Below are 25,554 nucleotides of genomic sequence, written 5' to 3'. Positions count from 1 at the left end.
GGTATTTTTTTCAGAGTCGGGTTTATATTCCTCGATAGAGAGGGATTAAGCTGAGGTAGTCCTATGGGTTATAGTTTACGATTAGCTGACTGGGGAAAGTGCGATCGCCCTTAAAACTTACTCCCCGATTATTAGTCTCTAAATGACGTAAAATTTTATAAATAGCCTCTATTTCTTGGGGATCAATTTTACTGGCAATATCAGTAATTGTTAGGGAATTATTGGCATTTTTTAATACTTCTAAAACTTTCTTTTGTAAATCTAAGATGGAAGCCGCTGCCTTTTTACCTGCCTCAACCCCGGGTTGATGGTAAGCATTAACATTGATAAGATAAGCGTAAATGCTAACAGCCCTTTCATAGAGTGCAATTAAAGCACCGACAATTTTGGGGGTAACTTCATTCACCGTTACCGTAACCGAATCCCTACCATTATCATAGAGGGCTTTTCTTGTACCTTGCAATAAACCAGATAGATAATCCCCGCTAGTGGTATTACTTTCCACCTCGAAAGAATTGTCCTCTCTATCCTTCAAGACTTCAATAAAAGTCGCAAAGAAATTGGCAACCCCTTCCCTCAACTGTTGCACATAGGCGTGTTGATCCGTTGAACCTTTGTTACCATATACCGCAATACCCTGATAAACCTTATTACCATCCAAGTCTTCTTCTTTACCCAAAGACTCCATTACTAACTGTTGTAAGTAGCGACTGAACAGCAATAAACTATCTTTATAGGGTAAAATTACCATGTCTTTTTCCCCTTTACCATTTCCTGCATAGTACCAACTAAGGGCAAGGAGGGCGGCAGGATTTTTCTTGACATCAGAGATACGGGTAGCTATGTCCATTTCCTTGGCACCGTCTAGCATGGCTTGAATATCTATGCCTTCAAGGGCAGCAGGTAATAATCCTACGGCGGATAATTCTGAGGTACGCCCCCCCACCCAGTCAAACATGGCGAAACAGTCTAGCCATTTTTCCTCCTGAACAACTTTGTATAGTTTACTGCTATCATCCATCATGGTAATGGCTACGGCATAGTCAGGGAAATTTAAGCCCTTATTTTCATAGGCTTTTTTGGCTTCTAGCATTCCGTTACGGGTTTCGGGGGTGCCTCCTGATTTACTAATTACTAACACAAGGGTAGTTTTTAGCTTGTCTCCGATTTGGGCTAAGGTGCGATCGATTCCCGCAGGATCTGTGTTATCAATAAAGTGAATCTTTAGAGGGGGGTTAGTATCTGTAAGGGCAGAAGATACAAATTGAGGGCCTAAAGCTGAACCTCCAATACCGATAGATAGTAAATCCGTAAATTTTTCTCCGTCAGGAGTGGTAATCTTGCCTGAGTGAATGTCTGTGGTAAATGCTTTTATTTTTGCTAGACTATCGTTAATTTCTTTTTTGATTTCTTGATTAGGGGCTATATCTGCATTGCGTAACCAATAATGCCCCACCATTCTTTTCTCGTCAGGATTGGCGATCGCACCTTGTTCTAATTTTTGTACCGCATCAAAAGCATCAACAAATTTGGGTTGCAGACTATCATAAAAATTATCATCAAAACCCATGCGACTTATATCAACATAAAGCCCTAAACCTTCGTGATAATAAAGCCAATCTTGATAACGTTGCCACAATTGTAAATTATCCATACATCTTTTATTTAATCTGATTCTGTCCTTATTATGATCGACAATCCCTAAAAAACAACCTCATTTTTATCTAAAGTTGTCTATTCCCCTTCAATATATTTCATTCATAAATAACTGAATCAACCTTCAGAGGAGTAACACCTAATTAAACTTTGCCTTTGCCCGTTGATAAACGTCCACCGTAATAGTCGTCTCACCATTTTCTTGGGCAAACTTCTCAATCTTTTTCCTTGCCGCAGGGCGCACAAAAAAAGGTATCTCCTTCAACTTTGCCTCCGCTTCTGATGTCCATTCCATAAAATTTTACTTGCTTTTCTAATTATTTTCGTAAGGCAATTGTACCCTGAAAAGCAAACAAGGCAATAATCAAAGTTATTACTTTTTTTCCTCTTTACCCTAACAAAATTAAATTATTTGTGAAATAATAGCCTGATTGTATTATCGATGTTACTATTTTTGTAAATTTATTCGGCATATCAATCCATCACATATTACACAAGATTTACATTAATCTTACACTTTTATTGTATTACATAAAAGTTATTTTACAATAAATATTAAGGTTTTTAGGTGAAATGTATTCGCTACTACAAACAATGCTAATAAAAAAGTTTTAATATATGTTGAAGCCTTAAAAAAATATTAAAAAGATGACTAATCCTGCAACTCTTCTTACCTCTAACAGTGTATTTGAATGGAATCAATGGAGAAAAGAAAATCCTGATATTATTCCTAATTTGAGTGGCATTGATTTAACAAAACAAGACTTAAGAAATATTAATCTTAGTTGGGCTATTCTAGTAAATGCTAACTTGACTGGGGTTAATTTGAGTAATGCCAATTGTCGAAATGCTAATTTTCAGGGAGCAAACTTAACAGAAACAATCATTGACAACAGTAATTTTAGTAAGGCTAATATGGTCAATACAAAACTAGCCAAAAGTTACATCAATAAAACAGATTTTAGTGGAGCAGATTTGAGTCAGAGTAATCTTAGTAGGGCAAATTTGATAGAGTGCTATTTAATTAAAGCAAACTTAAAATTAGGAATTTTAACAGAAAGTAATCTAAGTAATTCCTATTTAATTCAGGCTAATTTAATGGATGCAAAGTTAGTCAACAGTAATTTAAATAATGTAGATTTGAGTAATGCGAATGCGATAGGAACAGACTTTATGAAAGCTGATTTAACAGGGGTAACCATTGAAGATTGGGTAGTTGATAGAACCACCAAACTTGATCAAGTTTATTGCAATTATTTTTATTGTGAACTAAGGCAAAAGATAACCAACAACGAGTCTAGTTTAGTTAACTTTGAAACTTTAATTAATAAAATAAATAGGGAAAACATTGTAGAAACAGAAAAAAACATTCCTGATGATAGTGCTACTCCTGCTTTATTGAATAGAAATATACCCTATACTCAGAAAAAAAATGAGCAGGTTAACAGTAAACAACAATATTTAGCTTCATCCATTAAAAGATTGCAGAGTAGATGGACAAACTCTAATAACTCTTTTAGTGCTTAACTATTTTATTTTTTGATCTTGATCTTAATTGATTAGTAATTGATGGCTATTCGCACATGGAAATAAAATCAATTACTTTTCTAACTAAGTCAGGTTTAGTAACAGCAAGAATGGTTGAACCCCTTTCCAGAATAGTATTTCCGTTGGGGATGGTTAAATCTTCGTGGGGATGGGCTTGATAACCGATAATAAGTGTACCAACTGGAAAACGTGGATCTTGAGCTAATTCGGCAAGGCTACGACCAACAATATAACATTGATCAGGTATGGAAAGTTTTATGACCTCTACTTGTCCTTGTTCAAAGTGCATCATAGCATCGACTTGGGGATATTCGATCGCATTTACCATTCTATTAATAGCTAGTTGAGTGGTACTGATAATATGGGTTGCCCCAGCTAAAAGATAAGGCTCATAAAAATCACGATCATTCATTCTAACCACTATTTGGGGTACTCCGTAATGTTTAGAAAGAGTCACCATGGCTAAATTAAGGGCATCTTCTCGCAGGGCGGCAATGACGGAGGTTGCTTTACGAATACCCGCTTCCATGAGGAGAGTAGTATTAACGGCACTACCTTCAAAAGCCATTACCCCAATTTTTTCCCTAGCATATTGACAGGCAAGAGGATCAGCGTCTATAACTGCTACGGTATGATTTATGTCTAATAGGGCTTGGGCTAACTCTAAACCCATCATTCCTGCACCACCGATTAAGATATACATTTTTTCCTCTGTTTCTCGATACTCTCCGCTATGATAACTTAGTGTTATTTGTTTTTCCTTCGTTGGATGGCATTGTTTTGTATATATCCATTTAGTTTGAGTCCCCAAGATTCGAGAAGATTGTACACAGGGGAAGGTAAAAAATAAAGTAAATAACCAGCTATTAAAGTCAAAACCGTAACACGGGTATTGGTAAACAAAATTTTATTATAGGTAGAAAATGCTTGATTAATTAATTGCAGTGCGGTTTTACCATCTTTAAATTTAATGGCTTGACGGGCTAAATAGAGTAGTTGATGAGCTTTGGCCGGTTTTTCGCAGTGGGCAATCAAATCAGGGGCATATAAGCGAGTTTTATTGATTACTTGCTCCCAAGAAGCTAATTGTTTAAAGACGTTAGCTGAAAGCCCTTCTTGATTGACTCGGTAGAGGGTTAAAGTGTCAGAAAAACCTTCTATTTTCCACGAAGTTTGTAATACAATTCTTAGCCAACACTCCAAGTCTTCTGAGCGCCGAAAATCCTCGTCAAAATAAAAATTTTCTTTTTCCCCATGACGATTATCTTGAAAACAAATCTCCTCAAAGACTTCTTTGCGAATGACGGGGGCTGAACCATTGCCGATGGAATTTTCATATAATAAATGTTCTGCGGTAATATTTTCTAATTGGGGCATCTGATATGTACCCAATAATTGATCCTGATTATCAATAAATGCGGAGCGACAAAAACTGACACCGACTTGAGGATGAGTTTTTAAATGTTCAACGTGTTTTAACAATTTATCTGGTTTCCACATATCATCCCCATCTAAAAAAGCTAAATACTCCCCCTGACTATGGCGAATTCCTGTGTTTCTTGCTCCTGCTAATCCTCTATTTTTTTGGGAAATAATTCTGATACGTGAATCCTTAAACTGCCGACAAATATCGATGGTGCGATCGCTCCCTTCATCATCAATAATTAACAATTCAAAATGAGTATAAGTTTGACTCAAAACAGACCCAATGGCTTGGGCAATATAGGCTTCAACGTTATAAACAGGAACAATTACAGATACAAGTTTCATAAGCAGTTAGTTTATGGAGCGAAGTAAGTTCATCTCGACTACCCTCGATGAGTGGATGAATTGATGTTTTTTTTGTTTTTAAAAGCTATTCCCATAATAATTAACCCGGGCCAATAAAGATAAGCGAGAATGTCCAAATTTTCCCCGAAGGTATAAAGGAATAAAATAAACAAAATTCCTAAACCAGCCTTAGCCACTTCGTCAGTTTGTGCCTTAATTAGCAACACCAATAAACTTAAAATCATCGGTACTGCCAAAGCCACAAATCCCACTATTCCCCTCATAAATAGTAATCCATACCAAGTATGATGAGAACCAATGGGCATATACTCCACCACATGAGGACCTGGTTCCACTACTCCATGCCCCCAGATAGGGGCTTCGGTGCGCCAACGATAGGCGGCAATTTCCTTTAAAACCCGTCTGACTCGGCTAGAATCTGCCCTGGCCTCTGTAAATCTTTGTTGAAAAGTATCTAGTGCCATAAAGATTAGGGGGGATAAAATACCTGCAATGGTTGAACTAATACCCATGAAAATTAAAATAATCGGACGGGTTAATCGAGAGCAGAAAAAAGTAAATAGAGGAGTTAAAACGATCGCAATTAGAGCTAAACGAGATTTACAAATATTTGCCATAAAAATTGCTCCGATAATCCCAAACCAACGCCATTTTTTATTTTTCTCTTTGAGGGCAAGGATAAAGTAAACATTAGCCACAAATCCTAAAGCAGGTCCCCAAGGGGTAAATAATCGCTGACGAATAGAGCCATCGAAATCAATTTCATAGAGTGACACATCAAAAAAGGTTGTACCAGGTCCCCCGACGGCTTTGAGGGGAGATACATATAAAATTTCTGGCAGATGAAGGATAGGAGCAATAATGAGAAGGGGGGAAATGAGCAGGGTATGAAAACAAATAATACACACGGCACGGTAAATAATTTCAGGGCGTATTTTTAAACATCCTGCGAGGGGATATAGGGCAAATCCCGCCCAGCCTTTTGCCCAACCAATGGTCGATTTGATTAACATTCCTGTGCCTAAGTTATAGTTCAAATGACCGACTATTAAGGCCACCTCCATCACCAACATTCCTATCACCCATACCCAAGTAATTAAAGGTACTGAAATTCTATCTTCTGGGGGGGTTTCTTCCGTTTCTAGCCACCATTGCACTGCTACACAGAAGCCCAGTATGACTCCTAAGACTGAACCAACAACATAGGTTGCTCCCATTAGATAAAAACCATAGGTCCAAATCATTCCGTACCATACTAATTTTTCGGGTAGATTTTCTGGTTTGATAATATTTTTAGTGGATTTATTTAAGTTCATTTTTCTAAGGTTGTTTCCCATGTTTGAAGACAATTTTGCCAACTATTAATGACGGAGTTTCTGCCTTTGATGCCCCATTGGGTAATGGGTTTTGTGGATAGGGATACAATTGCTTCTCCTAATGCTGAAACATCGTTGGGGGCAATCAGTACACCGCAGTTTTCAATTTGTTCGACTAAACCATCTACCCTAAAGGCAACAACGGCACGGGCGCTGGCTTTGGCTTCGAGGGCGACGAGGCCCCAACCTTCCCAACGGGAGGGAATAATAATTACATCACAATCGCTCAAGAATTGGTCGATATGGGCGATCGCACCTAGTAATTTCACATGGGGTAATCCTTTGGCTAAAGAAGTAATTAATTGCTCATCTTGTCCATAACCTCCTAAACGTAGTTCAAAGTTTTCCCACTGGGGAGAGGTACTAATTTCTTTAATGGCAGTTAACAATAAATCAAAACCTTTTTGGGGAGCAAAGCGTCCATAAGCACCTAAAATAATTTTTTCTTGGGTGGTTTTGGGGGGAATCTTTAAGAGGGATTCTAAAGGGGAAGCAGGAGTGATGACGGTGATTTTTTCTGGTTTAACTAATTTATTCTTGATCATCCATTGTCGTTGTGCTTGGGAAATGGAGATGATGCGATCGCCCATACCATAAGATAGTTTTAACATAGCATGAAAACGAAATGTTGAGGATACCTGATGTTGTTGAAAACCTTGACAATAATGATGGTCACAAATATAGATAGGACAGTATTTTTTTAATCGTTTTAAAGGTAATAAATATCGCCAAGCACAGGGATAATGAAAGATAATTAAATCAGGTTTTTCTTTGTTTAATTGTGTCTCTAACTCCTCTAGTCTAACCATTTTAAAATCGAATTTATGCCCTAGAGATGTTATTAAATTCTTAACAAGATAGTTTGACCCTCCTGCTCTTTTATCACCGATTAAATGCCATATTTTACGTTTCATTTTTAACTAAAATAATTTGTTAATTTACGATAACCAAGAAGAAAGATCTCGATTAATTAATTTCTGACAAGCTAAAATATCTGAGCGATAAATTTGGATTAATTGTTCTTTAATTTCAGGACTTAGAACAGGAGTAGTTAAATTTTGATGTTGAATTTTTTGCCGAAAGGAAGCAGGTAATAAAGGTTTAACTAAACTTTTGAGGGGATTTGGCTTGGTTAAAAACCGATGTAAAAATTCATTTTTAGGCATTCCTGATTTATTCGGACGAATTGTCATATCAGGCTCAAAGTTTATTTCTACTTCTAAAAAAGCAAAAATATTTTTAATTAATTTAAGGGCATCCTCTCTTAAATCTTCATATAAATAAACACGGATTTGATCTGAGTTAAATCGCTGATAATATCTTTCTAATTGATGATGATAAAAACCAAGTTGAGTATAGTGCCAAAACCATTCCCAATTATTTGCAATGCGATCGCACTCTACATCTAGGGCTTTACCAAAGTCTTTTTCAGGCTCTCGATCATCCCTAATTAAATGCAAAAAATTAGCATAGGCTCGATCAACGGGATTTCTTAAAATGACAATGAGTTTGGCATTAGGAATATAGTGATAAATTCTCTCAACGGCTTTTTCACTATAAAGATATAGTGGACAGGCTTCCCCAATGGCTTTTTCCTGTTTTATGCCCATAAATTCTTGCTCATAGATCGCTAAATCGGTAATAGAAAATTTTTCAATGGCGCGATCGCCAATACCATTAAACTTTAAAGTTTCCCCTTCAAAAGCGAAAAAATTAGTTTCTTTCTTGGGAGTCATATAAATTTGGGGATGTTGTTTTAAATAGGAATCTAAAGCCGTTGTACCTGCTTTCGCTGCACCGATAATCAAGAAGTTAGGTAGTGTCATAAATAAAAGTTTGAGTTCTTCTAGGATTAATGATAAATGGAATTAAGGGGCTAAAATAGCCAAATTCTTTTTTTTAAAGTAACAAAAATTTAATAATAATTTTCTTTAACAAAAAATCAAGATAAAATTCAGAAAAGAGGATAAAAATATTCGTTTTTAAAAATAAACAATATTTGATGCCTTGTCATCAATTTGTATAATTATGACGAAAGTATCAGTCATTATTCCCGTTTATAACTCAGAAACTACCGTCGAGCAAACTTTAGAGTCGGTCTTAAACCAAACTTACCCAGATTTTGAAGTGATTATTGTGGATGATGGTAGTGGCGATCGCAGTATAGAACTGTGTCAAAAGTTACTTAATAAAAATAAGCAAAAATTTCAAGGACAAGTTAAATTTGTCCACCAAAAAAATAGAGGATTAGCGGGGGCTAGAAACACTGGAATTCGTAATAGTCAAGGAGACTATTTAGCTTTCATTGATGCCGATGATCTTTGGCTATCTGAAAAATTAGCTTACCATGTTCAACATTTAGATCACAATCCCACCGTAGGAGTAAGTTTTTCTCGCTCTCAATTTATTGATGTAGAAGGTAAGGCTTTGGGTATTTATCAAATTCCCCAACTAACCAACATTACCCCTGATTATCTATTTTGTCGTAACCCCATTAGTAATGGTTCGGCGGTGGTAATTCGTCGAGAAACCCTAGAAGGAATCAAATTTCAAGAAAATCTTTATGGAGAAGTAGAAGATTTTTATTTTGATGATACCTTTCGACAATCAGAAGACATTGAATGTTGGTTACGCATTGCCTTACAAACTAATTGGCACATTGAAGGTATCCCCAATTCCCTCACTCTTTATCGAGTCAATGAACAGGGATTATCAGCCAATGTTACATCACAATATGAAGCATGGCAACGAATCCTCTCTAAAACTGCAACCTATAATCCTGAATTTATTAAGCAATGGGGTAATAAAGCCAGAGCTTATCAATTAAGGTACTTAGCTAGAAGAGCAGTTAGGTTGCGATCGCCCCAAATTGCTCTAAAATTATTTTTTAAAGCGATAAAATATCATTGGCGTATAATTATCGAAGAGCCTCGAAGAACAATAATTACCTTTGTGGCAGTTCTTTTACTGTGGTTATTTCCTACATTTGTATATCAAGCCCTAGAAAATTTCATGATGAAAATAACAGGGGCCAGTCAAAAAAAACGTATTCAAAAAGAAGAAGAGGCAAAATTTTTATGAAATTATTATTAGTTTGTTCTTCAGGAGGGCATTTTAAAGCCCTACAACAACTGCAACCATTTTGGGAAAAACATCCTCGCAAGTGGGTAACATTTGCCACTCCTACCACGCAAAGCGCCCTACAAGAGGAAAAAGTATATTACGCCTATAGCCCTACCAATCGTAATATACCCAACCTAATCAGAAATTTATTTTTAGCTTGGCGAGTAATTCGTAAAAATAAACCAGATCTCATTATCTCCACTGGTGCGGGGGTTGCAGTTCCCTTTTTAATTTTGGGGAAACTATTGGGAAGTAAAACTGTTTTCGTTGAGTCTATCACCCGTATCGAAACCTTAAGTTTATCAGCAAAATTGCTCCTACCCTTTCTGAGTGTACTTTATGTACAGTGGCCTCAACTACAAACTCGTTATCCTCAAGCTGAATTAGTTATTCCTCTCAAAAACATATGATTTTTGTCACCGTTGGTACAGAACAATTCCCCTTTAATCGCCTGATGCACTGGATTGAGGTATTGCTAGAGTCGGGGATGATTGATGAAGAAATCATCGTACAATATGGCAACTGTACCTTTTTACCCGCCGGGGCGAAAGTTTACCGTTTTGTCAAAGAAGATAAATTTCGGAAATTTATTGATGAAGCCCGTTTAATTATTAGTCATTGTGGGGAAGGTACTTTATTGTTATTAGATTCCCTTGATAAGCCTTATATTTTGGTGTCTCGCTCTCAAAAATTTAAAGAACACGTTGATGATCATCAAATTGAATTGGCCATGGCTATGGAACAAATGAATATTCCTGTGGCATGGTGTCCGGGGGATTTAGTCCGTTTTCTCTCGAATCCTCGTAAGCTATCTATTACCGATGTTACTTCCCAAAGTGCGATCGCCCTTTGTCATAGTTTAGATCAACGTTTTGCTTTCATGTAATCAAAAATACTTTAGATCAAAGAGTACTTTTTGAAAAGCTATCATCAGGCTAAAATCTTCAATATATAAGTATTTTGCTCGGTTGGTGAGCGTAGTTGAATCATTACCCTTGCCTACCGCCCATGAAACAACTTCTCTAGTAACCCCTAAATTATATGACCAATTCACAATTCCTTCTTACTCCGATCAGCAATACTTTATTAGTTCAAATGCCCCCTAAATTAACCGTCATAGAGGCAATAGCTTTAAAAAAAGAATATCGTCAATGGACAGAAGTAGGACAAATAGAAAAAATTATTTTAGATTTTGGTCAAACTAAATTTATTGATAGTAGCGGTATTGGCTCTTTAGTTAGCATAATAAAATTCACCAAAGAAAAAAATATTGCCTTGGAAATATGGAGTCTTATGCCCCAAGTACAAGAAGTATTTTCCCTCGTCAGCATGGATCAAGTATTGACGATTATTCCTGACACAGAACCCACTATACCCATCACTAACTCCACATTAACAGATTTACCCTCCGTCACCCATCCTTCTGTACGCTCAAAAACCAAGCGTTTGATCGACATTTTTGGAGCATTAATTGGTTTAGGAGTCGTGGCAATCCTATTTATTCCCGTTGCCATTGCCATAAAATTAGATAGTCCAGGTCCGGTTTTATTTCGTCAAACCCGTTGTGGTTGGATGGGTAAAAGATTTAAAATTTGGAAATTTCGCTCCATGGTGACGAATGCTGAAGCCCTCAAAGCTAATATTGATAATCAGGCACAAGGCGCGTTTTTTAAAAATAAAAATGATCCTCGCATTACCCGTGTCGGTCGTTTTTTACGTAAAACCAGTTTAGATGAATTTCCCCAGTTTTGGAATGTGCTTAAAGGAGATATGAGTTTAATTGGCACTCGTCCCCCAACCCCCGATGAGGTGGGATGCTATGAAGTTCCTAATTGGCAAAGGTTGGATGTGCGCCCCGGATTAAGTGGTGAATGGCAGGTAAATGGTCGATCGCAAATTCGTAATTTTGAAGATGTAATTCAACTTGATTTACGTTATCAGGAAAATTGGAGTTTAATGTACGATTTCAAGTTAATCCTCAAAACTATTATGGTGATTTTTTCTAAGGATTCGGGAGCTGCTTAAATTAAAAATCGGGCGATCGCACCTTCAAACAATTACCTTGCTCTAACTCATTGATATAGTCAATACTCCAACCGAATTCATCCCTTAATTTGAGAAAAAAAATAAAACCCCATTGAGACTCCCTTTCAAATAAATTAAGATCATCGGATGCTAATTTTACTTGTAAGTTTTGTAAAGCAGAAGCTAAATCAAAAAATAAACCTTGATCCCAAATTTTGATTTGTAAATGATGGGGATAAATTTCTAGCTCTAAACTAATTAAGGTGTCCTCGTCTTCATGTTTATGGGCATGACGCACCCCATTACTAAATCCTTCAATCAGCAATGTTTGAGCTTGTAACCAAATATTAGTGGGAATATGAGATTGATAGTGTTTTTCAAACCAATTTAATAAATTTTCCACCTCATCGAGATTACTTAAAATTTGTAAACGCAAATGATGGTCAGAGTCGGAATTATTAACCTTTTCAAACATGGAACAATATAAGTTTTTTTTATATAAACTACAAAGATAAGTTCATCGATTATACTGATAATTAGTGAGCAAAAAAGCAAAATTAAAAATAAAGTATTGCTTAATCATGGTATAAGGTATGGCTGAATTATGTAAATAAATCAGTATTTGAGACACTCTCACTATTCCCCATGGTTCTCGTTCGAAGTCGAGATGCCCCACCTAAATGAGAAATCCTATCTAAAATCAGCAACGCCAAAATGGAGAACTCCCTTGTTAGCAAGACCAAAAGAATCATTCAGATATTGACATTCTTGTTAACTTCTTCCTTAATGATTCCCCCCTCCCACAGTTTACCCCTATCCAAGGGCGATCGACTGCAAATTTCTATACCCAACGAAAAATATTTTGCAGGAGTTTATCAAGTTAATCAAAATGGAGCATTAGAAATTCCTTTCCTAGGCTCAGTTTCTGTGTCTGGGTTAGAACCCGATCAAATACAACAAAAATTATCAGATTTACTAATAGAAAGAGGCTTTTTCCCAGAAGGAAGATTACAACTAACCATCGAAATCTTAAAATGGTCTCCCGTACAAGTGAGTATTAGTGGAGAAGTTTATCAGCCCGGGCTAATTCTGATTAATAACCAAAACGAACTCATGGCCGATGCTAATATTTCTAGGGAAGACCAACAAATAACAGGAGACTTTCCCCTAGGTCGTTTTTTAACCAACGCCATTCGAGGAGCAGGGGGAGTTTTACCCACAGCCAATGTACACCAAATTTTGCTCAGAAGAGGAGATCAAGAAACCGTAGTAGATCTTTCTGGGGTATTTACTGGGGAAGCCGTGGAAGATATACCTCTAATATCGGGCGATCGCATTGTCGTCCTCCCCACAGGATATGTTCAACCCCAACTAATTCGCCCCTCCGCCATCACCCCCCCCGGCATCAAAGTTTTTATTTCCAATCTCACCACCCCCGCCAGTAGTAATGCCAATGCCGCCATCGGTAATCAACAAGAAGGAATCAGCTTCCCCTACGGAGCTCGTTTTAGCCAAGCCGTTATCGCCGCTAACTGTGCAGGAGGTATTCCCGATACCAACGCCTCTCGCATTGCCCTTTTAGCCCGAGTTGATTCTTTGACAGGAGAAACATCCATCATAGAAAGAAAAGTTGAAGACCTACTCAGACACAGTCACAATGATGACCATAACCCATTTTTAATGGCAAGAGATGGAGTGGTCTGTTATGATTCAAGAGTAACAAGCACCAGAGATGTTTTTAGAACCATTACTGATATACTTAGTCCTCTCAACCCCCTTCTAATGTTCAGAAATCTTTTTCGTTAACTTGAAGATCATCAAATTTTATGGTCAAAGCCATACCATCAAATAAAGTTAAAACCACAGAAAACAAGCGCACTGCGGGTCGTTTTTTGCGTTATTTAGGAGTAGCGGCCCTAGGAAACGGAATGTTATGGGCATTATCCCTATATTATTTAAAAAATACCCCCCCCACTTATACCAGCGAACTCATTTTGAATGTGGCAGGAAGCGGACAAGGGGTTAACGTCAACCTACCTGACATCGGACAAGCCGTGACATCCACCACGTCAGCTTTTGGTAGTTCCTCAGATCCCCGAGAAAATTATAAACTCATCGCTTCTAATAATACAGTCTTACAAAAAGCATCCGACTCATTAGAGTTACCCCTAGAAGATTTTGGTAAACCCAAGATACAAATTATTAATAATACAACTACCTTCAAAATAGAAATAACAGGCAACAGTCCAGAAAAAGCTCAACAAAAAGCCCAAGCCATTTACATCGCCCTAGCCAACAGATTAGATTCCCTACGCTCAGAAGAGCTAAACACCAGAAATGATGCCATTCAATCTGCGGTAAATGAAGCAGAATCAAAACTAACCAACGCTCAAAACCGTCTCTCAGACTATAAAATACAATCGGGTTTAAGTTCCTCCGATCAAGTAGGATATTTGATCAACACCATCGAACAACTACGAAAACAAAGGGCAGAATTAGTCACTCAAACCCGACAATCTGAAGCCACCCTACAACAACTATCTAATACCTTACAAACATCCTCCGCACAAGCATCCGACTCTCTCACCCTACAAAGTGATCAAGAATTTCAAAATAGCTTCAAAGAATATACCCAAATTACCCTCGAACTAAATACCCTCAGAGAAAGTAGAGGAGAAAATTATCCAGATATGGTGGAGCTAAAAAATAAACAACAGATAGCCCTGAACACTTTTTTAAGACGAGGAGAATCATTACTAGGTAAATCTTTAGACCAAAATAGCTTACAAAATCTGAACCTAGATAATACCAGTGGTTTAGGTATTAAGCGAGGGGAACTATATAAACAAATTGTCACCTTAGAATCAGAATATCAAGGCTCCGTGGGGCAATTGGAGGCTTTCAATGAACAAATACAAGAGCTAGAATCACGACTCACCATGTTGGTTGGTAAATCTCGAACCTTAGACTCTCTAATCAAAGAAGTACAAATTGCCGAAGCCATCTTTACTTCCACCCTTGCAAAAGTTGATCTGGGAAAAAGTGATCCCTTTGGTTCATTTCCTTTACTACAATTAATAGAAGAAGCTAGTCTTCCCGAAGATCCCACCTCTCCAAAAACTAAACTTGTTATTTTAGGCTCGGCATTAGGCTCAGTTTTAGTTACCTTTGGTTTGACTATTCTTTGGTGGAGAGCTCCTTTACAGGTGGTAGCCAAAAAGATGATTAAAAATATCCTTGAATAAAATTGACTTAAAAATGGGATGAATCACAAAATTATTGCTCAAAAATTAAAACTCCTAAAAAATAATCCAGAGTTATTTAAAATACTTGGTAATACTGGATGGCTTTTTGCCGATCGCATCTTAAGAATGGGTCTGGGTCTATTTGTGGGAGTATGGATAGCCCGTTATTTAGGAGTAGAGCAGTATGGTATTTTTAACTATGCCTTAGCTTTTGTCATTTTATTTGTCAGTATCTCAACCCTTGGCTTACCGTCTATTGTGGTGAGAACTATTACTGAATCACCCGAAGAAAAAGAAACCATCCTCGGCACAACTTTTTTGTTGCAACTAGGAGGGGGTACTCTCTCTTTAATTATCAGTGTTGTGATCATTGCCATACTCCAACCCAATGATCCTTTGATGACTTCTTTAGTGGCTATTTTCGGGTCTATGGGCATTTTTAGAGCCTTTGAAACTATTGATATTTGGTTTCAATCTCAGGTGCAATCAAAATATACGGTTTTAGCGAAAAATACTGCTTTTATTTTAGTTTCCATCGCTAAAATCATTCTTATACGACTGAATGCTTCACTAATTGCCTTTGCTTGGGCTAGTTTAGCGGAGTTTATCCTTGCGGCCATCGGTTTAGTGATTGTTTATCAATATCAAGGTTATTCTCTGAAACTATGGGGATGGAGTCTATCGTTAGCGAAAAAATTACTCAAGGAAAGTTGGCCGGTGGTATTGTCTGGACTAACGGTGATGGTTTATATGAAGATGGATCAAATTATGCTTGGTTCAATGATTGATGCTAATGCAGTGGGGTTATATTCTTCTGCGACTAAAATATCAGAGGCTTGGTACTTTATTCCGACAGCCATTGTTTCTTCTGTATCTCCTAGTATTTATCAAGCAAAAAAAGATGGTGATGAATCACTTTATTATCAAAAAATTAGTAAATTATTAAGAATTTTAAATATCATTGCTATTTCCATCGCCTTACCCATGACTCTTTTATCACAACCATTGATGTCACTGCTATTTGGTCAAGAGTTTATTGAGGCTGGAACTATTCTAGCTATACATATTTGGACTTCTTTATTTGTATTTATGGGACAAGGTACTTTTCCTTGGTTTATCGCTGAAGGTTTAAACAATTTATCTTTTCGTCGCACTTTTTTGGGAGCTATAAGTAATATATTACTAAATCTTCTTTTAATTCCTCTCTATGCTGGGGTTGGAGCTGCGATCGCCACGATTATTTCCCAAGCTATTGCCTCTTTTTTGAGTAATGCTACCCATCCTAAAACCCGAAAAATATTTAAAATACAACTCAAGTCTTTGTTTTAATCCGTCGAAAAGTGAGGTTAATGCGAGGTTGAACAACTTTAGAAGTTTTTGGAATCTGATGTAACCAATAATGTTGAGTTTCACCGCCCATCACCAACAAACTACCATGGCTAAGAGAAATTTCTGACTTGAGAGGGTTTTTCTTATCCCGAGGTTTCAACATAAAACGTCTTTCTCCCCCAAAGCTAACCGAAGCGATGAGGGGGTTTTCTCCCAATTCTGGTTCATTGTCACTGTGCCATCCCATACTATGCTTCCCGTGGCGATAGTAGTTGAGTAAGACACTGTTAAACTGAACTTCTAAGAAAGAATCTATCTTATCTTTTATCTGAGTTAAACAATCAATCCAAGGATGGGGATACATGGTGAGGTTAGAGTAAGTATAGGTCAACCCCTCGTCAGCGTACCAAGCGCTTAGGCGCGGCTGTAGATGAGTTTTACCAAACACCGTAATATGATCCTGTTGCCACTTAATTTCTTTGTCCAACTGGGTAAATAAAACATCACTGGTGGTGGGATCAAAAAAGTTTGGGTAGTAATATATTTCGCTGTGGGGTAGTTCTATTTTCGCCATGATTTTTTAAGAGGATAGGTGGGCATAGCCCACTTTAAAACCCAGTTATTGCTGATTCTGACGGTGTTCTACTTCAATGACAGTATGGACATTACCCCTAGGATAAAAGTCACCTTTAACGGACATATAAAGGGGATCACAGGCTTCTACAAAGTCATCTAAAATTTGATTAATACATTCCTCATGGGATATGTAGCGATCGCGATAGTTGTTAATATAAAGTTTAATGGCTTTTAATTCCACCACTTTTTGATCAGGACAATAATTAATATAAATGGTGGCAAAATCGGGATAACCAGAAAAAGGACACTTACAAGTAAACTCGGGTAAAGTCACACTAATGTTGAAAGTCCTACCCGGACGGGGATTGGGAAATGTAATTAACGAACCCTCGGCGATCGCCCTTTCCCCATACATCATTTCTTTCTTATCTTCAGCCATAACATTAATCAAAATAAAACAATAACAATAATTTTAATAAAAAAGATGCCCCTCCCCCTCCAATAAAAAGGGTTTGGGGTCAAAGACAAAAAATAATCCTTAAGAATTATTCCGCACTAACCTCGGCAACTTCACCCTCAGAGGTTTCTTCTGCTTCCTCCGTAGCCAAACTACCTTCAGCGACTAACTCAACCTCATTTTTTTCCTGTAAGAAAGTCAAAACCTTTTCAGACAAAAGATCATTTTTCACAAACTTTTGTAACTTGTTTTGGTCAATCTCACTAGGGTTCATATCCTTAGTAATCTCAGCAATCCTTTCATTAACTTCCTCATCGGTTAAACTGATAGACTCCTGCTCGGCAATCTTTTCAATAATGAGGTTAGTATGCAAGTTTTTACTAGCTTCAGGACGGGCAGTTTCGCGCATTTTACCCACCATCTCTCTGGTAAAGAATTGATTAACATCAACCCCCATACGCTGAATTTCATTGGCAGTTTGCATCAAGAGGTTTTGGACTTCCTCTTCCATCAAGGTTTCAGGAATTTCGATGGTAGTGTGCTTAAGAAGCTCATCCACCAAAGCCTGTTGAATATTTAACTTAGTATCATTTTCCGCCTTTTCTTGATACTGCTTTTCTAAAGACTCTCTTAGTTCGGCAACGGTTTCAAACTCGCTAACCTCTTTCACAAACTCGTCATCAACTTCAGGTAATTCTTTCTCTTTCAAATCCTTAAGGGTGATGGAGAAAATCACAGGTTGACTAGCCAATTCTTTTTGAGGATAATCTTCAGGGAAAACAAGATCAAGTTTTTTGCTCTCGTCAATATTCATGCCCACGATGCCTTCTACAAACCCGGGGATGAATTTACCCTCAGCCAATTCCACTTGGAATTCCTCAGCCTTAGTTCCCTCAATTAATTCCCCCTCTTCCCCTTCATTTTCCGCAGGTTTACGACCTTCAAAATCAACGATGGCATTATCACCCATCTGAGCCGCTCTACCTTCTACGGGTACAAGGGTTGCTAAACGCTCTCTTTGCTCTTCGATGAGCTTATCTACCGCTTCAGGAGAATATTTAATTTCCTCGGCTTGAACTTTTAAGCCCTGATATTGACCTAAATTTACTTCGGGGGGAACATCAACCGCCGCCTTAAATACGAAAGCATCACCAGGTTGATAGTTTTTAACTAAATCTTCAAACTCAGAGCGCAAAGAATAGTTACCGATAGAGTTGATAGACTCTTGTTCGATAGCTGATTTTAGGCTATCTTGAATTAACTCCTCCAATACCGCCGCCTTAATTCTATCGTGACCTAAACGTTGTAGCAAAATAGGACGAGGAACTTTACCCTGACGGAAACCGGGGATATTGGTAGTTCTGGCAATTTGTGTAATTACTTTCTCATAGGTTTTTTTGGAGGTTTCTGCTGGAATTTCGATTTCTAAACCGATTTGACTAGCAGGAAGTTTTTCCTGAGTAATTTTCATAAAAATTAATGTTGTTATTCTTTATAGATTCGCTCTAACAATAATAAGTATATTCGGTGACTATATGCAACTTGTACTCAACCTTACGAGTTTATCATAATTCCGTTCTTTGAAGCCACCGTCAAAATTGGTCGGGAAATGTCTTCGGGGAGATAAATTTCTGCTCTAGGCTATACTAGAAGTTGAGACAATCATCTTTTTCTAAAAAAGTAACATCTGCACTAATTCTAAGAGCCTCCAGAAAGTATGACAAGAAATACGGAATTAAGCCAACCTCTGCCCCCCGTGGTACAAAAAGTCTCTAGTAACCTCAAAAGATGGGGTTTTTGGGGTTTTTGGACTCAATTAGTTTTGGGGGTTGTTTCTACAGTTACTCTCTTATTTGCGACTCCTGCGCTGTTTCAGGGTAGTCGGGCTTTACAGTCTGAGCAATTTGGTCTTTTTTCTGCGTTTGTATCCATTGTTTTGTTGGCCGCTGCCCTTGTCATTGCCTATCGTTACGGAAAAATAGGTAAAAGGGTAGAAAATCGAGATCCTGCCATGCGTCCTAAAAAGTCGGATACTTTAAATTTAATTCGGGTGGGTTTGGTTTTAAATTTGGTGGGAATGTTGTTTGGGATAATCGGGGCGCAGACTTTGGTAGGAATAAGTTTAGCTAAATTATTAACCCTTTCTCCTCAGTTGATTGGACCTAATCCAGAACAGTTTATTAATTCCCTGGATATGTTAATTATTCAGGCTAATACCAACACCATCGGCGCCCATTTTGCAGGTATTGCTACTTCTTTATTTTTGCTTAATCGTATTAGTAACTAGCTTTGTGACAAAAAGTCTAAAATATGTTGGGCGGTAATGTCGGCTTTTTCTAGGTGAGGAACATGACCACATTGATCGATCCAAATCAGTTTACTATGGGGTATCATCTGCTCAAATTTATGGGCTGGTTTTGTACCTAAGATTTTGTCGTTTTTTCCCCAAATAATTAAACTCTCGGCTTTAATCTCCCCCAAACGAGAGGCAAATGAGCCGTAACCTCCGCTCTTGGTGAATGATATTAGGGCTTTATTCCAGTTTTCACATTCTAGGTGCAGTGCTGCACAAATTAGCGCATCTTCGTTGGCATAGGTGCGATCGCAATAAGCCGTTTCACTAATACTCTGCCTCACCTTCAAATTACGCAAAAACTCCGTCGCCAAAAAACCCAAAGGAGGAAACAAAAACTTACTCATAATAGGCTTTTTCGTCAAACCACCACTATCAAGGAGAATCAACTTCTCCACCGCATCAGGATAAGTCAAACAAAAATCAATAGCCGTTGCCCCTCCCATGGAAGCCCCTACCAAAATCATCGGCTTATCAATCATCTGTGACCAAAAATTATACAAATATGTTTTAATACCACTAGGGGAAAAAGATGACAAATCCTTTCTTTCGGTAAAACCAAACCCCAACAAATCCAAAGCCCACACCTGATATTTTTCCGTCAAAAGAGGAAATAAACGGCGGTATTCTAGCAACGAACTATCAAAACCATGGAGTAAGACTATGGGAGTATCACTTTCTCCCTCCACCACATAACTGCCCACAATTTCTTGGTTAGGTATTCCCGAGGGCAAACTAACAAATTGAATTTTATTAAATAGTTTGATGGAAGATGGTTCGCTTAACTTTTTTGCCGATTGATTGATAGTTGTAGAAAACATTAAAACTTTATTATAACTAGAAAGAACACTAAATTTTTACCTATATTTATTATAAATAATAAGTATAAATAATTACAATAATATTGTATAGCATATCCTATAACTTATTTGCGATCGCTATATAGTAAAAACACTAAGTTTCTATCTTAAAATATTCAATGTATTAAAACAAAAATTAAAAAGAAGCAATAATTATTTTTTTGATGAATAATAATTAATCCCAAATACTTAAACTATCCACAACCCATTAAACTAAAAACACTGTTAAAATAGAAATAAATATATATATTATTTAGTATGCAACAAACAGGATTAAATATCTTAGCCATCGGCATTTTTACCATAACATTATCCGTACTACTAGGACCCCTTTTAAATATCTCTCCCTACATCCCCGCAGGGGGAACATTTATCATTCTAAGTTTAATTACCGTAGATACCTTAAGCTGGGAAAATAGAGGAATTAACCTATTAATTAATATTTTTGCTTCCGCCGAACAAAAAGAAAGAATCATCTATCACGAAGCAGGACATTTCTTAACCGCCCATTTATTTAATATCCCCATAAAAGACTATACATTAACAGCATGGGAAACGTTGAAAAAAAGAAGCGGAGGCAGTGGGGGAGTTATATTTGATACCCACTTCTTAGAAAAGAACGATAAAGATATAAGAGAACTTAATTTAATGATTGAACGTTTTGGGGTGGTTTTAATGGGAGGAATTGCCGCAGAAAAATTACAATATAAAAGTAGTGAAGGGGGACAAGAAGACCTATTTAAATTTACAGAAATTCATGCCCCCATTACCCTGACAAACTCTAATTTAGAGATGCGCAAAAGATTGGCAATATTACAAGCCACTACCATGATTGAAACCCACAACGAGGCTTATCTGAAATTAGTTGAATTTATGCGTCAAAGAAAATCAGTGGCCCAATGTCAGACTCTCTTAAACGAAACCATTGCCAGAGCCTGATTATTTATTTTCAATAGGAACAAATATACTCAAACTATTGGGAACACATTTAATTTCAATGGGGGTATTACCAATAATTTCCCCATCAACTACCACCCTCTGCTCAGGTTCAGTTTTTACTTTAATGCTTTTTGCTTGGAAATAAGCCACATGATCATTATTGCTAGGATTTTTGACTAATCCAGACGTAAATAAACTGGTAATTACCCCGATACCTTGTAAGGTGCTTTCATTACTAGCGATGGTAATATCTAATAGTCCATCGTTAAAATCAACCTTTCCTGCCCCCTGTGCCAACACGGAAGTAGGGGGAGCAGCATTAGCAATGGTAATGGCACTGGCTTCTATGGTATTAACCTCTGAGTCAATTTCTATTTCCACATCAAATAACTGTTGCTCTTTTGCCTGCTGAATTCCTGCAAAAATGTAAGCCATTACCCCCAAACGGTCTTTCATTTCTCGGTTTGCCTTGGCTACGGTTTCAGCTTCAAAACCCACCCCGGCTAACAATAACATGGGTATATCATTACATACCGCAGTATCCACAACTCGGGAAACCCCTCGGCAAATAGTATTACAAGCCCCTTGAATATCCGATGGAATGCCTAGGGCTGCACAAAAAGCATTCGCTGTACCTCTGGGGATTACTCCTAGGGGAATTCCTGTGTTAATTAGAGCCGCCGCCACCTCTGAGACGGTACCATCGCCCCCAGAAGCAATGATAAAATGATCATCTGTTTGCTCTTGTTTTTTGATTTTGGCAACGATTTCTTTGGCTTGTTGGGTTATATCCACATCAGGTTTTGTAAAAACAATATTAAGATGTACCTCTGAGCGTAGTAGTTTTTTAATTTGGTCTAATTGTTGATCTGGATTTCCTTGCCCTGCAACGGGATTAAAGATTAAGTGAGCAATTCTTACTTTTCCTAGGGATTGAATAATAGCGGTGGCGGTGGCTAAATTAGTGGCGAGGGGTACGTTATAAACTTCACAAATTCTTAAAAGCGCTTTGATGTCTGGTTCGTGGGGTTGGGCGTAGAGGGGATCTATTAAAAAGATAACGGCGGCGATGTCATCTTCAACGATTCGAGCAGATATTTGTACGTCTCCCCCGAGCGCCCCTGATGCCATTTTTTCTACTTCTAACTGAGTTTCTTGTTCTATTCTTTCTCCTGTGGTACCTGTGGCGATGAGCTGATAACGAGAGAAAAAGTTTTTATGTTGTTGAACAAAGTTGATTAAATCATTCTTTTTGTTGTCATGGGCTATTAAAGCAATATTATTAGACATCGTAGGACTTTTAGATTAAAGAGATTTTTTATTTGTCTATTTTAATCCTGATTTTTCATAAGTTAACATCAAATATTCTAAATATAGAAAAAGTAAACAAGAAAAAATTGGGGCAAGGGGGTTAAGCCCCTTGTTAAATGACCATGGGAATATTAGGGCATTTTGAGATTCTCACTTTGGGGGTTTGTAATATCCTGCGTCGGTTTAAAAACAGTTATTTTTCATTCTTATCATTAATAAAAGATAAAACTAATTCCACGTCTTTTTTACTACCTAAGATTGCTGGGGTGCGCTGGTGTAGTTTGGATGGAATATAATCCATAATTCTCTGTTTCCCTGTGGAGCCTTTACCCCCTGCTTGTTCCATAATCATGGCTAGGGGGGCTGTTTCATATAACAATCTTAGTTTACCGTCTGGATTATCTATACTACCAGGATAAAGGAAGACTCCTCCCTGCATTAAAATGCGGTGAATATCACCCACTAAGGCTCCACTGTAGCGCCCTGTATAACCTTCGTGGCGGTGGACATAGCGGATATAGTCCCTAATTTGCTCTTCCCATTGCCAAAAGTTACCTTCGTTGGCACTATATACTGAACCTTGGGGGGGCATTTGGATATTTTCTTGGGCAAGAATAAATTCCCCTAAACTAGGATCGAGAAAAAAGGAATGAACTCCTTTACCCATGGTATATACAAGCACCGTAGCCGGCCCATAGAGGATGTAACCTGCGGCTATTTGTTTGGAGCCATCGGTGAGTAAGTCTTTGGCTTGTTCGTCGAGGTCTTCTCCTTGTTGTTGACGGATGGCAAAAATAGAGCCTACATTTAAGTTTATGTCAACGTTGGATGAACCATCAATGGGGTCATATAAGAGGGTGTATCGTCCTACGGGGCAATTTTCAGGGATGTAGTAGGGGTTTTCCATTTCTTCGGAGGCAAGACGGCAAACTAATCCGCTTTGCTTGAATACGGAAATAAATACTTCGTTGGCGTAGATGTCCATTTTTTTGACGGATTCACCCTGTACGTTGGTATCTCCTGTTAGTCCTAATGCTCCTGTGACTAATCCTGCTCTACTGAGGCGACGGGCGATGAGTTTTCCTGCTAGGGCGATGCGATTCATGATGGAGCTTAAATCTTGGGCATCGGGGGAAAAACTTTGTAGTTGTTGTAATACATGGCGGGATAGGGTGGTGCAATCTCGGTCTAGGCTATGCTCTGGAATGGTTAGTTTTGGCTCGGTAAAGGTCATAAGATATTTAGTATGAGGATTACGATTTTATCTTAGCTTCTTATTCTTAAATTATCAGGGGGGAAATTTTCACTTTGATTTATTTTTGTTTTTGATTATGGGAAAAAATATTTTTTATTTGATGATCTAATTTTGCGATAATATTTTTGGGTTTGCTGATCTTTTTTTTTTGTTAATTTAATGAAAACTTTTTCTGTTTTTGATTTACCTATTCATCTGAGTGATGATTATGAGGGGTGGCTGTGCGATCGCACTTACCGTAATATCGGTACCCATGTTGTGACGATGAATTCAGAAATGGTGATGATGGCACAAAAGGATGATGCCCTGAAGGGTTACATTGAAAGTGCTGATTTAGTAGTACCTGATGGCTCTGGGGTGATATTGTATTTGGCCCAAAGGGGAAAAAAACAGAAAAGAGTGGCGGGTATTGAGTTGGCGGAGTCTTTGGTAAAACGTCTAGGAAAGGAGGGTAAAAATTGCCCCATATGCTTCTATGGTGCTTCCCCCGGGGTGACGGATGAGGCGGTAAAAAAATTTCAGGCGGTAGTACCTGATATACACATAATCAATAATCATGGTTTTTTGAAAGAACCAGATTTGTCGGCATGGTATGAAACAATTAAGCAAGTGCAACCAAAATTAATTTTGGTGGGGTTGGGGGTACCCCGTCAAGAGGAATGGATTGCGAAGTATCGTCACCTTGCCCCTAATGCGGTTTGGATTGGGGTGGGTGGTAGTTTTGATATTTGGGGGGGAGTGAAGAAAAGGGCTCCTAAGTTTTTCTGTGATAATAATTTAGAGTGGTTATATCGTCTTTATCAAGAGCCTTGGCGCTGGAAGCGAATGATGGTACTACCCCATTTTTTCATCAAGTCTGTGTGGGATAGGGGAATGGGCAACGGGGAGTAGGAAGAAAAGGTTATTTAATCACTATTTTTCCTTGTCTTAGTATTTGCCAATTTTTTCCTGTCCATTTAATAACGGTGGAGGGCATGGCTTGGGCAATATTATTTTGATAGTCTAGCACTGCTACTGATGGAAATTTAAGGGCGATCGCCCCCATATCCGTTAAAGCATCCTCCCCTGATAAATTGGCGCTGGTGGTAGCCAAGGCACCCGTTTTACGTAAAATATTCCGTGCCACATCATGATTTGGTACCCTTACCCCAATACTGGTAGGATTTAGAGGATTCATGGTAACAGGCACTTTTGAGGAAGCGGGTAATACCATCGTTAAGGCCCCGGGGAGATATTTATGAGCCATTTCTTGCCATATTTTTAACTCATCATCACTACCCTGCACATATTGCCATATATCTTCCATATCCCCCGTCATCAAGATGAGGGGCTTTTCTTGGGAGCGTTGCTTAAGTTCAAAAATTAAGTCTGCCCGATGGGGGACCACCGCCAAAGCTGGTACCGTATCCGTCGGAAAACTGACCACATAATGGGCGATCGCACTTTGTACTAAATCAGATTGGGAAACAAGAGCCATGGGAAAGTAATTGATAATTGATAATTGAAAATGGATAATGATATAAATAAGAGTTGTTGCGAAATAGGTTTTTTGGAAAATTTAACCCTTATTTAATGAGGGTTTGAGATACGCATATATTTAATTCACAACAAGTTTAATAAGACATTTTGCTAATTTTGAGATTAAGAAGTAGGAAAAGATGGTTAGACTATCGATTTACAACTATAAACGATCAAAAACCATTCCCTACT

At 37.9% G+C, this 25,554-nt stretch carries 26 protein-coding genes; 11 read left to right on the top strand and 15 right to left on the bottom strand.

Features of this window, described 5'->3' with window-relative positions; translation table 11 throughout:
* Positions 1-61: 61 nt before the first annotated feature.
* Both ACXITR_RS11670 and ACXITR_RS11665 read right to left on the bottom strand, forming a co-directional pair.
* Positions 62-1,654, bottom strand: a complete 1,593-nt coding sequence (locus tag ACXITR_RS11670; protein ID WP_457997394.1) for a glucose-6-phosphate isomerase — start codon at positions 1,652-1,654, stop codon at positions 62-64.
* A 141-nt stretch (positions 1,655-1,795) separates the two neighbouring features.
* Entirely contained in the window at positions 1,796-1,951 is a 156-nt protein-coding gene (locus tag ACXITR_RS11665; RefSeq protein WP_457997393.1) for a PCP reductase family protein, read from the bottom strand.
* A 353-nt stretch (positions 1,952-2,304) separates the two neighbouring features.
* On the opposite strand from ACXITR_RS11665, the gene ACXITR_RS11660 reads away from it, so the two are divergent.
* On the top strand, positions 2,305-3,183 hold the full coding sequence (locus tag ACXITR_RS11660; RefSeq protein ID WP_457997392.1) for a pentapeptide repeat-containing protein: 879 nt from the start codon (positions 2,305-2,307) through the stop codon (positions 3,181-3,183).
* A gap of 46 nt (positions 3,184-3,229) precedes the next feature.
* Here the strand turns inward: ACXITR_RS11660 and ACXITR_RS11655 are convergent, their stop codons facing one another.
* Genes ACXITR_RS11655 through ACXITR_RS11635 form a run of 5 tightly spaced genes read right to left on the bottom strand, consistent with a single transcriptional unit; the run spans position 3,230 to position 8,197 of the window.
* The gene (locus ACXITR_RS11655) at positions 3,230-3,907 is read right to left on the bottom strand and encodes a potassium channel family protein (protein ID WP_457997391.1); all 678 of its coding nucleotides are present in this window, start codon (positions 3,905-3,907) and stop codon (positions 3,230-3,232) included.
* 44 nt (positions 3,908-3,951) lie between these two features.
* Positions 3,952-4,974: a glycosyltransferase family 2 protein gene (locus ACXITR_RS11650; protein WP_457997390.1), complete on the bottom strand. Its 1,023-nt coding sequence runs from the start codon at positions 4,972-4,974 to the stop codon at positions 3,952-3,954.
* Between the two features lie 38 nt (positions 4,975-5,012).
* Positions 5,013-6,311: an O-antigen ligase family protein gene (locus ACXITR_RS11645; protein WP_457997389.1), complete on the bottom strand. Its 1,299-nt coding sequence runs from the start codon at positions 6,309-6,311 to the stop codon at positions 5,013-5,015.
* Positions 6,308-7,285 (bottom strand): glycosyltransferase family 4 protein, encoded by a 978-nt coding sequence (locus ACXITR_RS11640; protein ID WP_457997388.1) that lies wholly within the window; start codon positions 7,283-7,285, stop codon positions 6,308-6,310. The genes ACXITR_RS11645 and ACXITR_RS11640 overlap by 4 nt, the downstream gene beginning before the upstream one ends.
* A 24-nt stretch (positions 7,286-7,309) precedes the next feature.
* A complete protein-coding gene (locus ACXITR_RS11635; RefSeq protein WP_457997387.1) occupies positions 7,310-8,197 on the bottom strand; it encodes a sulfotransferase family protein in 888 nt (295 codons plus the stop codon).
* 202 nt (positions 8,198-8,399) lie between these two features.
* Between ACXITR_RS11635 and ACXITR_RS11630 the strand changes: the two genes are divergently transcribed.
* From ACXITR_RS11630 to ACXITR_RS11615, 4 genes are all read left to right on the top strand, one after another.
* Positions 8,400-9,452 (top strand): glycosyltransferase family 2 protein, encoded by a 1,053-nt coding sequence (locus ACXITR_RS11630; protein ID WP_457997386.1) that lies wholly within the window; start codon positions 8,400-8,402, stop codon positions 9,450-9,452.
* Entirely contained in the window at positions 9,449-9,904 is a 456-nt protein-coding gene (gene pssD, locus ACXITR_RS11625; RefSeq protein WP_457997385.1) for a PssD/Cps14F family polysaccharide biosynthesis glycosyltransferase, read from the top strand. The genes ACXITR_RS11630 and pssD overlap by 4 nt, the downstream gene beginning before the upstream one ends.
* A complete protein-coding gene (locus tag ACXITR_RS11620) occupies positions 9,901-10,380 on the top strand; it encodes a glycosyltransferase (RefSeq protein WP_457997384.1) in 480 nt (159 codons plus the stop codon). Before pssD ends, ACXITR_RS11620 begins: the two co-directional genes overlap by 4 nt.
* Positions 10,381-10,535: 155 nt before the next feature.
* Positions 10,536-11,519, top strand: a complete 984-nt coding sequence (locus tag ACXITR_RS11615) for a sugar transferase (RefSeq protein ID WP_457997383.1) — start codon at positions 10,536-10,538, stop codon at positions 11,517-11,519.
* Between the two features lies 1 nt (position 11,520).
* On the opposite strand, the gene ACXITR_RS11610 is transcribed toward ACXITR_RS11615, so the two are convergent.
* Complete coding sequence (locus ACXITR_RS11610) at positions 11,521-11,994, bottom strand: ATP-binding protein (protein ID WP_457997382.1); 474 nt, start codon at positions 11,992-11,994, stop codon at positions 11,521-11,523.
* Between the two features lie 293 nt (positions 11,995-12,287).
* Between ACXITR_RS11610 and ACXITR_RS11605 the strand changes: the two genes are divergently transcribed.
* From ACXITR_RS11605 to ACXITR_RS11595, 3 genes are read left to right on the top strand one after another with little or no spacing between them, the layout of a single operon-like run.
* Positions 12,288-13,325 (top strand): polysaccharide biosynthesis/export family protein, encoded by a 1,038-nt coding sequence (locus ACXITR_RS11605; protein WP_457997381.1) that lies wholly within the window; start codon positions 12,288-12,290, stop codon positions 13,323-13,325.
* 20 nt (positions 13,326-13,345) lie between these two features.
* On the top strand, positions 13,346-14,764 hold the full coding sequence (locus ACXITR_RS11600; protein WP_457997380.1) for a GumC family protein: 1,419 nt from the start codon (positions 13,346-13,348) through the stop codon (positions 14,762-14,764).
* An 18-nt stretch (positions 14,765-14,782) separates the two neighbouring features.
* Positions 14,783-16,093 carry a flippase gene (locus tag ACXITR_RS11595; protein WP_457997379.1) on the top strand — a complete coding sequence of 437 codons (1,311 nt, stop codon included), beginning with the start codon at positions 14,783-14,785 and terminating at the stop codon, positions 16,091-16,093.
* Here ACXITR_RS11595 and ACXITR_RS11590 read toward each other — a convergent pair.
* From ACXITR_RS11590 to tig, 3 genes are all read right to left on the bottom strand, one after another.
* On the bottom strand, positions 16,077-16,667 hold the full coding sequence (locus ACXITR_RS11590; protein ID WP_457997378.1) for an alpha-ketoglutarate-dependent dioxygenase AlkB family protein: 591 nt from the start codon (positions 16,665-16,667) through the stop codon (positions 16,077-16,079). The genes ACXITR_RS11595 and ACXITR_RS11590 overlap by 17 nt on opposite strands.
* 45 nt (positions 16,668-16,712) lie before the next feature.
* Positions 16,713-17,108: a preQ(1) synthase gene (queF, locus tag ACXITR_RS11585; RefSeq protein WP_457997377.1), complete on the bottom strand. Its 396-nt coding sequence runs from the start codon at positions 17,106-17,108 to the stop codon at positions 16,713-16,715.
* 106 nt (positions 17,109-17,214) lie between these two features.
* Positions 17,215-18,597 (bottom strand): trigger factor, encoded by a 1,383-nt coding sequence (gene tig, locus ACXITR_RS11580; RefSeq protein ID WP_457997376.1) that lies wholly within the window; start codon positions 18,595-18,597, stop codon positions 17,215-17,217.
* Positions 18,598-18,843: 246 nt separating this feature from the next.
* Between tig and ACXITR_RS11575 the strand changes: the two genes are divergently transcribed.
* Positions 18,844-19,413, top strand: coding sequence for a DUF3611 family protein (locus ACXITR_RS11575; protein WP_457997375.1), 570 nt, complete (start codon positions 18,844-18,846; stop codon positions 19,411-19,413).
* On the opposite strand, the gene ACXITR_RS11570 is transcribed toward ACXITR_RS11575, so the two are convergent.
* Positions 19,410-20,300, bottom strand: coding sequence for an alpha/beta fold hydrolase (locus ACXITR_RS11570; protein WP_457997374.1), 891 nt, complete (start codon positions 20,298-20,300; stop codon positions 19,410-19,412). The genes ACXITR_RS11575 and ACXITR_RS11570 overlap by 4 nt on opposite strands.
* Positions 20,301-20,597: 297 nt before the next feature.
* On the opposite strand from ACXITR_RS11570, the gene ACXITR_RS11565 reads away from it, so the two are divergent.
* Positions 20,598-21,278: an ATP-dependent Zn protease gene (locus tag ACXITR_RS11565; protein ID WP_457997373.1), complete on the top strand. Its 681-nt coding sequence runs from the start codon at positions 20,598-20,600 to the stop codon at positions 21,276-21,278.
* Here ACXITR_RS11565 and mgsA read toward each other — a convergent pair whose 3' ends face one another.
* Together mgsA and fbp are read right to left on the bottom strand one after the other, a co-directional pair.
* On the bottom strand, positions 21,279-22,568 hold the full coding sequence (gene mgsA / locus ACXITR_RS11560) for a methylglyoxal synthase (RefSeq protein ID WP_457997372.1): 1,290 nt from the start codon (positions 22,566-22,568) through the stop codon (positions 21,279-21,281).
* A gap of 214 nt (positions 22,569-22,782) precedes the next feature.
* On the bottom strand, positions 22,783-23,823 hold the full coding sequence (fbp, locus tag ACXITR_RS11555; protein ID WP_457997371.1) for a class 1 fructose-bisphosphatase: 1,041 nt from the start codon (positions 23,821-23,823) through the stop codon (positions 22,783-22,785).
* 180 nt (positions 23,824-24,003) lie between these two features.
* Between fbp and ACXITR_RS11550 the strand changes: the two genes are divergently transcribed.
* Positions 24,004-24,735, top strand: a complete 732-nt coding sequence (locus ACXITR_RS11550; RefSeq protein WP_457997370.1) for a WecB/TagA/CpsF family glycosyltransferase — start codon at positions 24,004-24,006, stop codon at positions 24,733-24,735.
* Between the two features lie 10 nt (positions 24,736-24,745).
* On the opposite strand, the gene ACXITR_RS11545 is transcribed toward ACXITR_RS11550, so the two are convergent.
* Positions 24,746-25,321: an L-threonylcarbamoyladenylate synthase gene (locus tag ACXITR_RS11545; protein ID WP_457997369.1), complete on the bottom strand. Its 576-nt coding sequence runs from the start codon at positions 25,319-25,321 to the stop codon at positions 24,746-24,748.
* Between the last annotated feature and the right edge of the window lie 233 nt (positions 25,322-25,554).

The organism is Cyanobacterium sp. (assembly GCF_054166785.1).
This window is presented reverse-complemented; position numbering and strand designations above follow the sequence as displayed.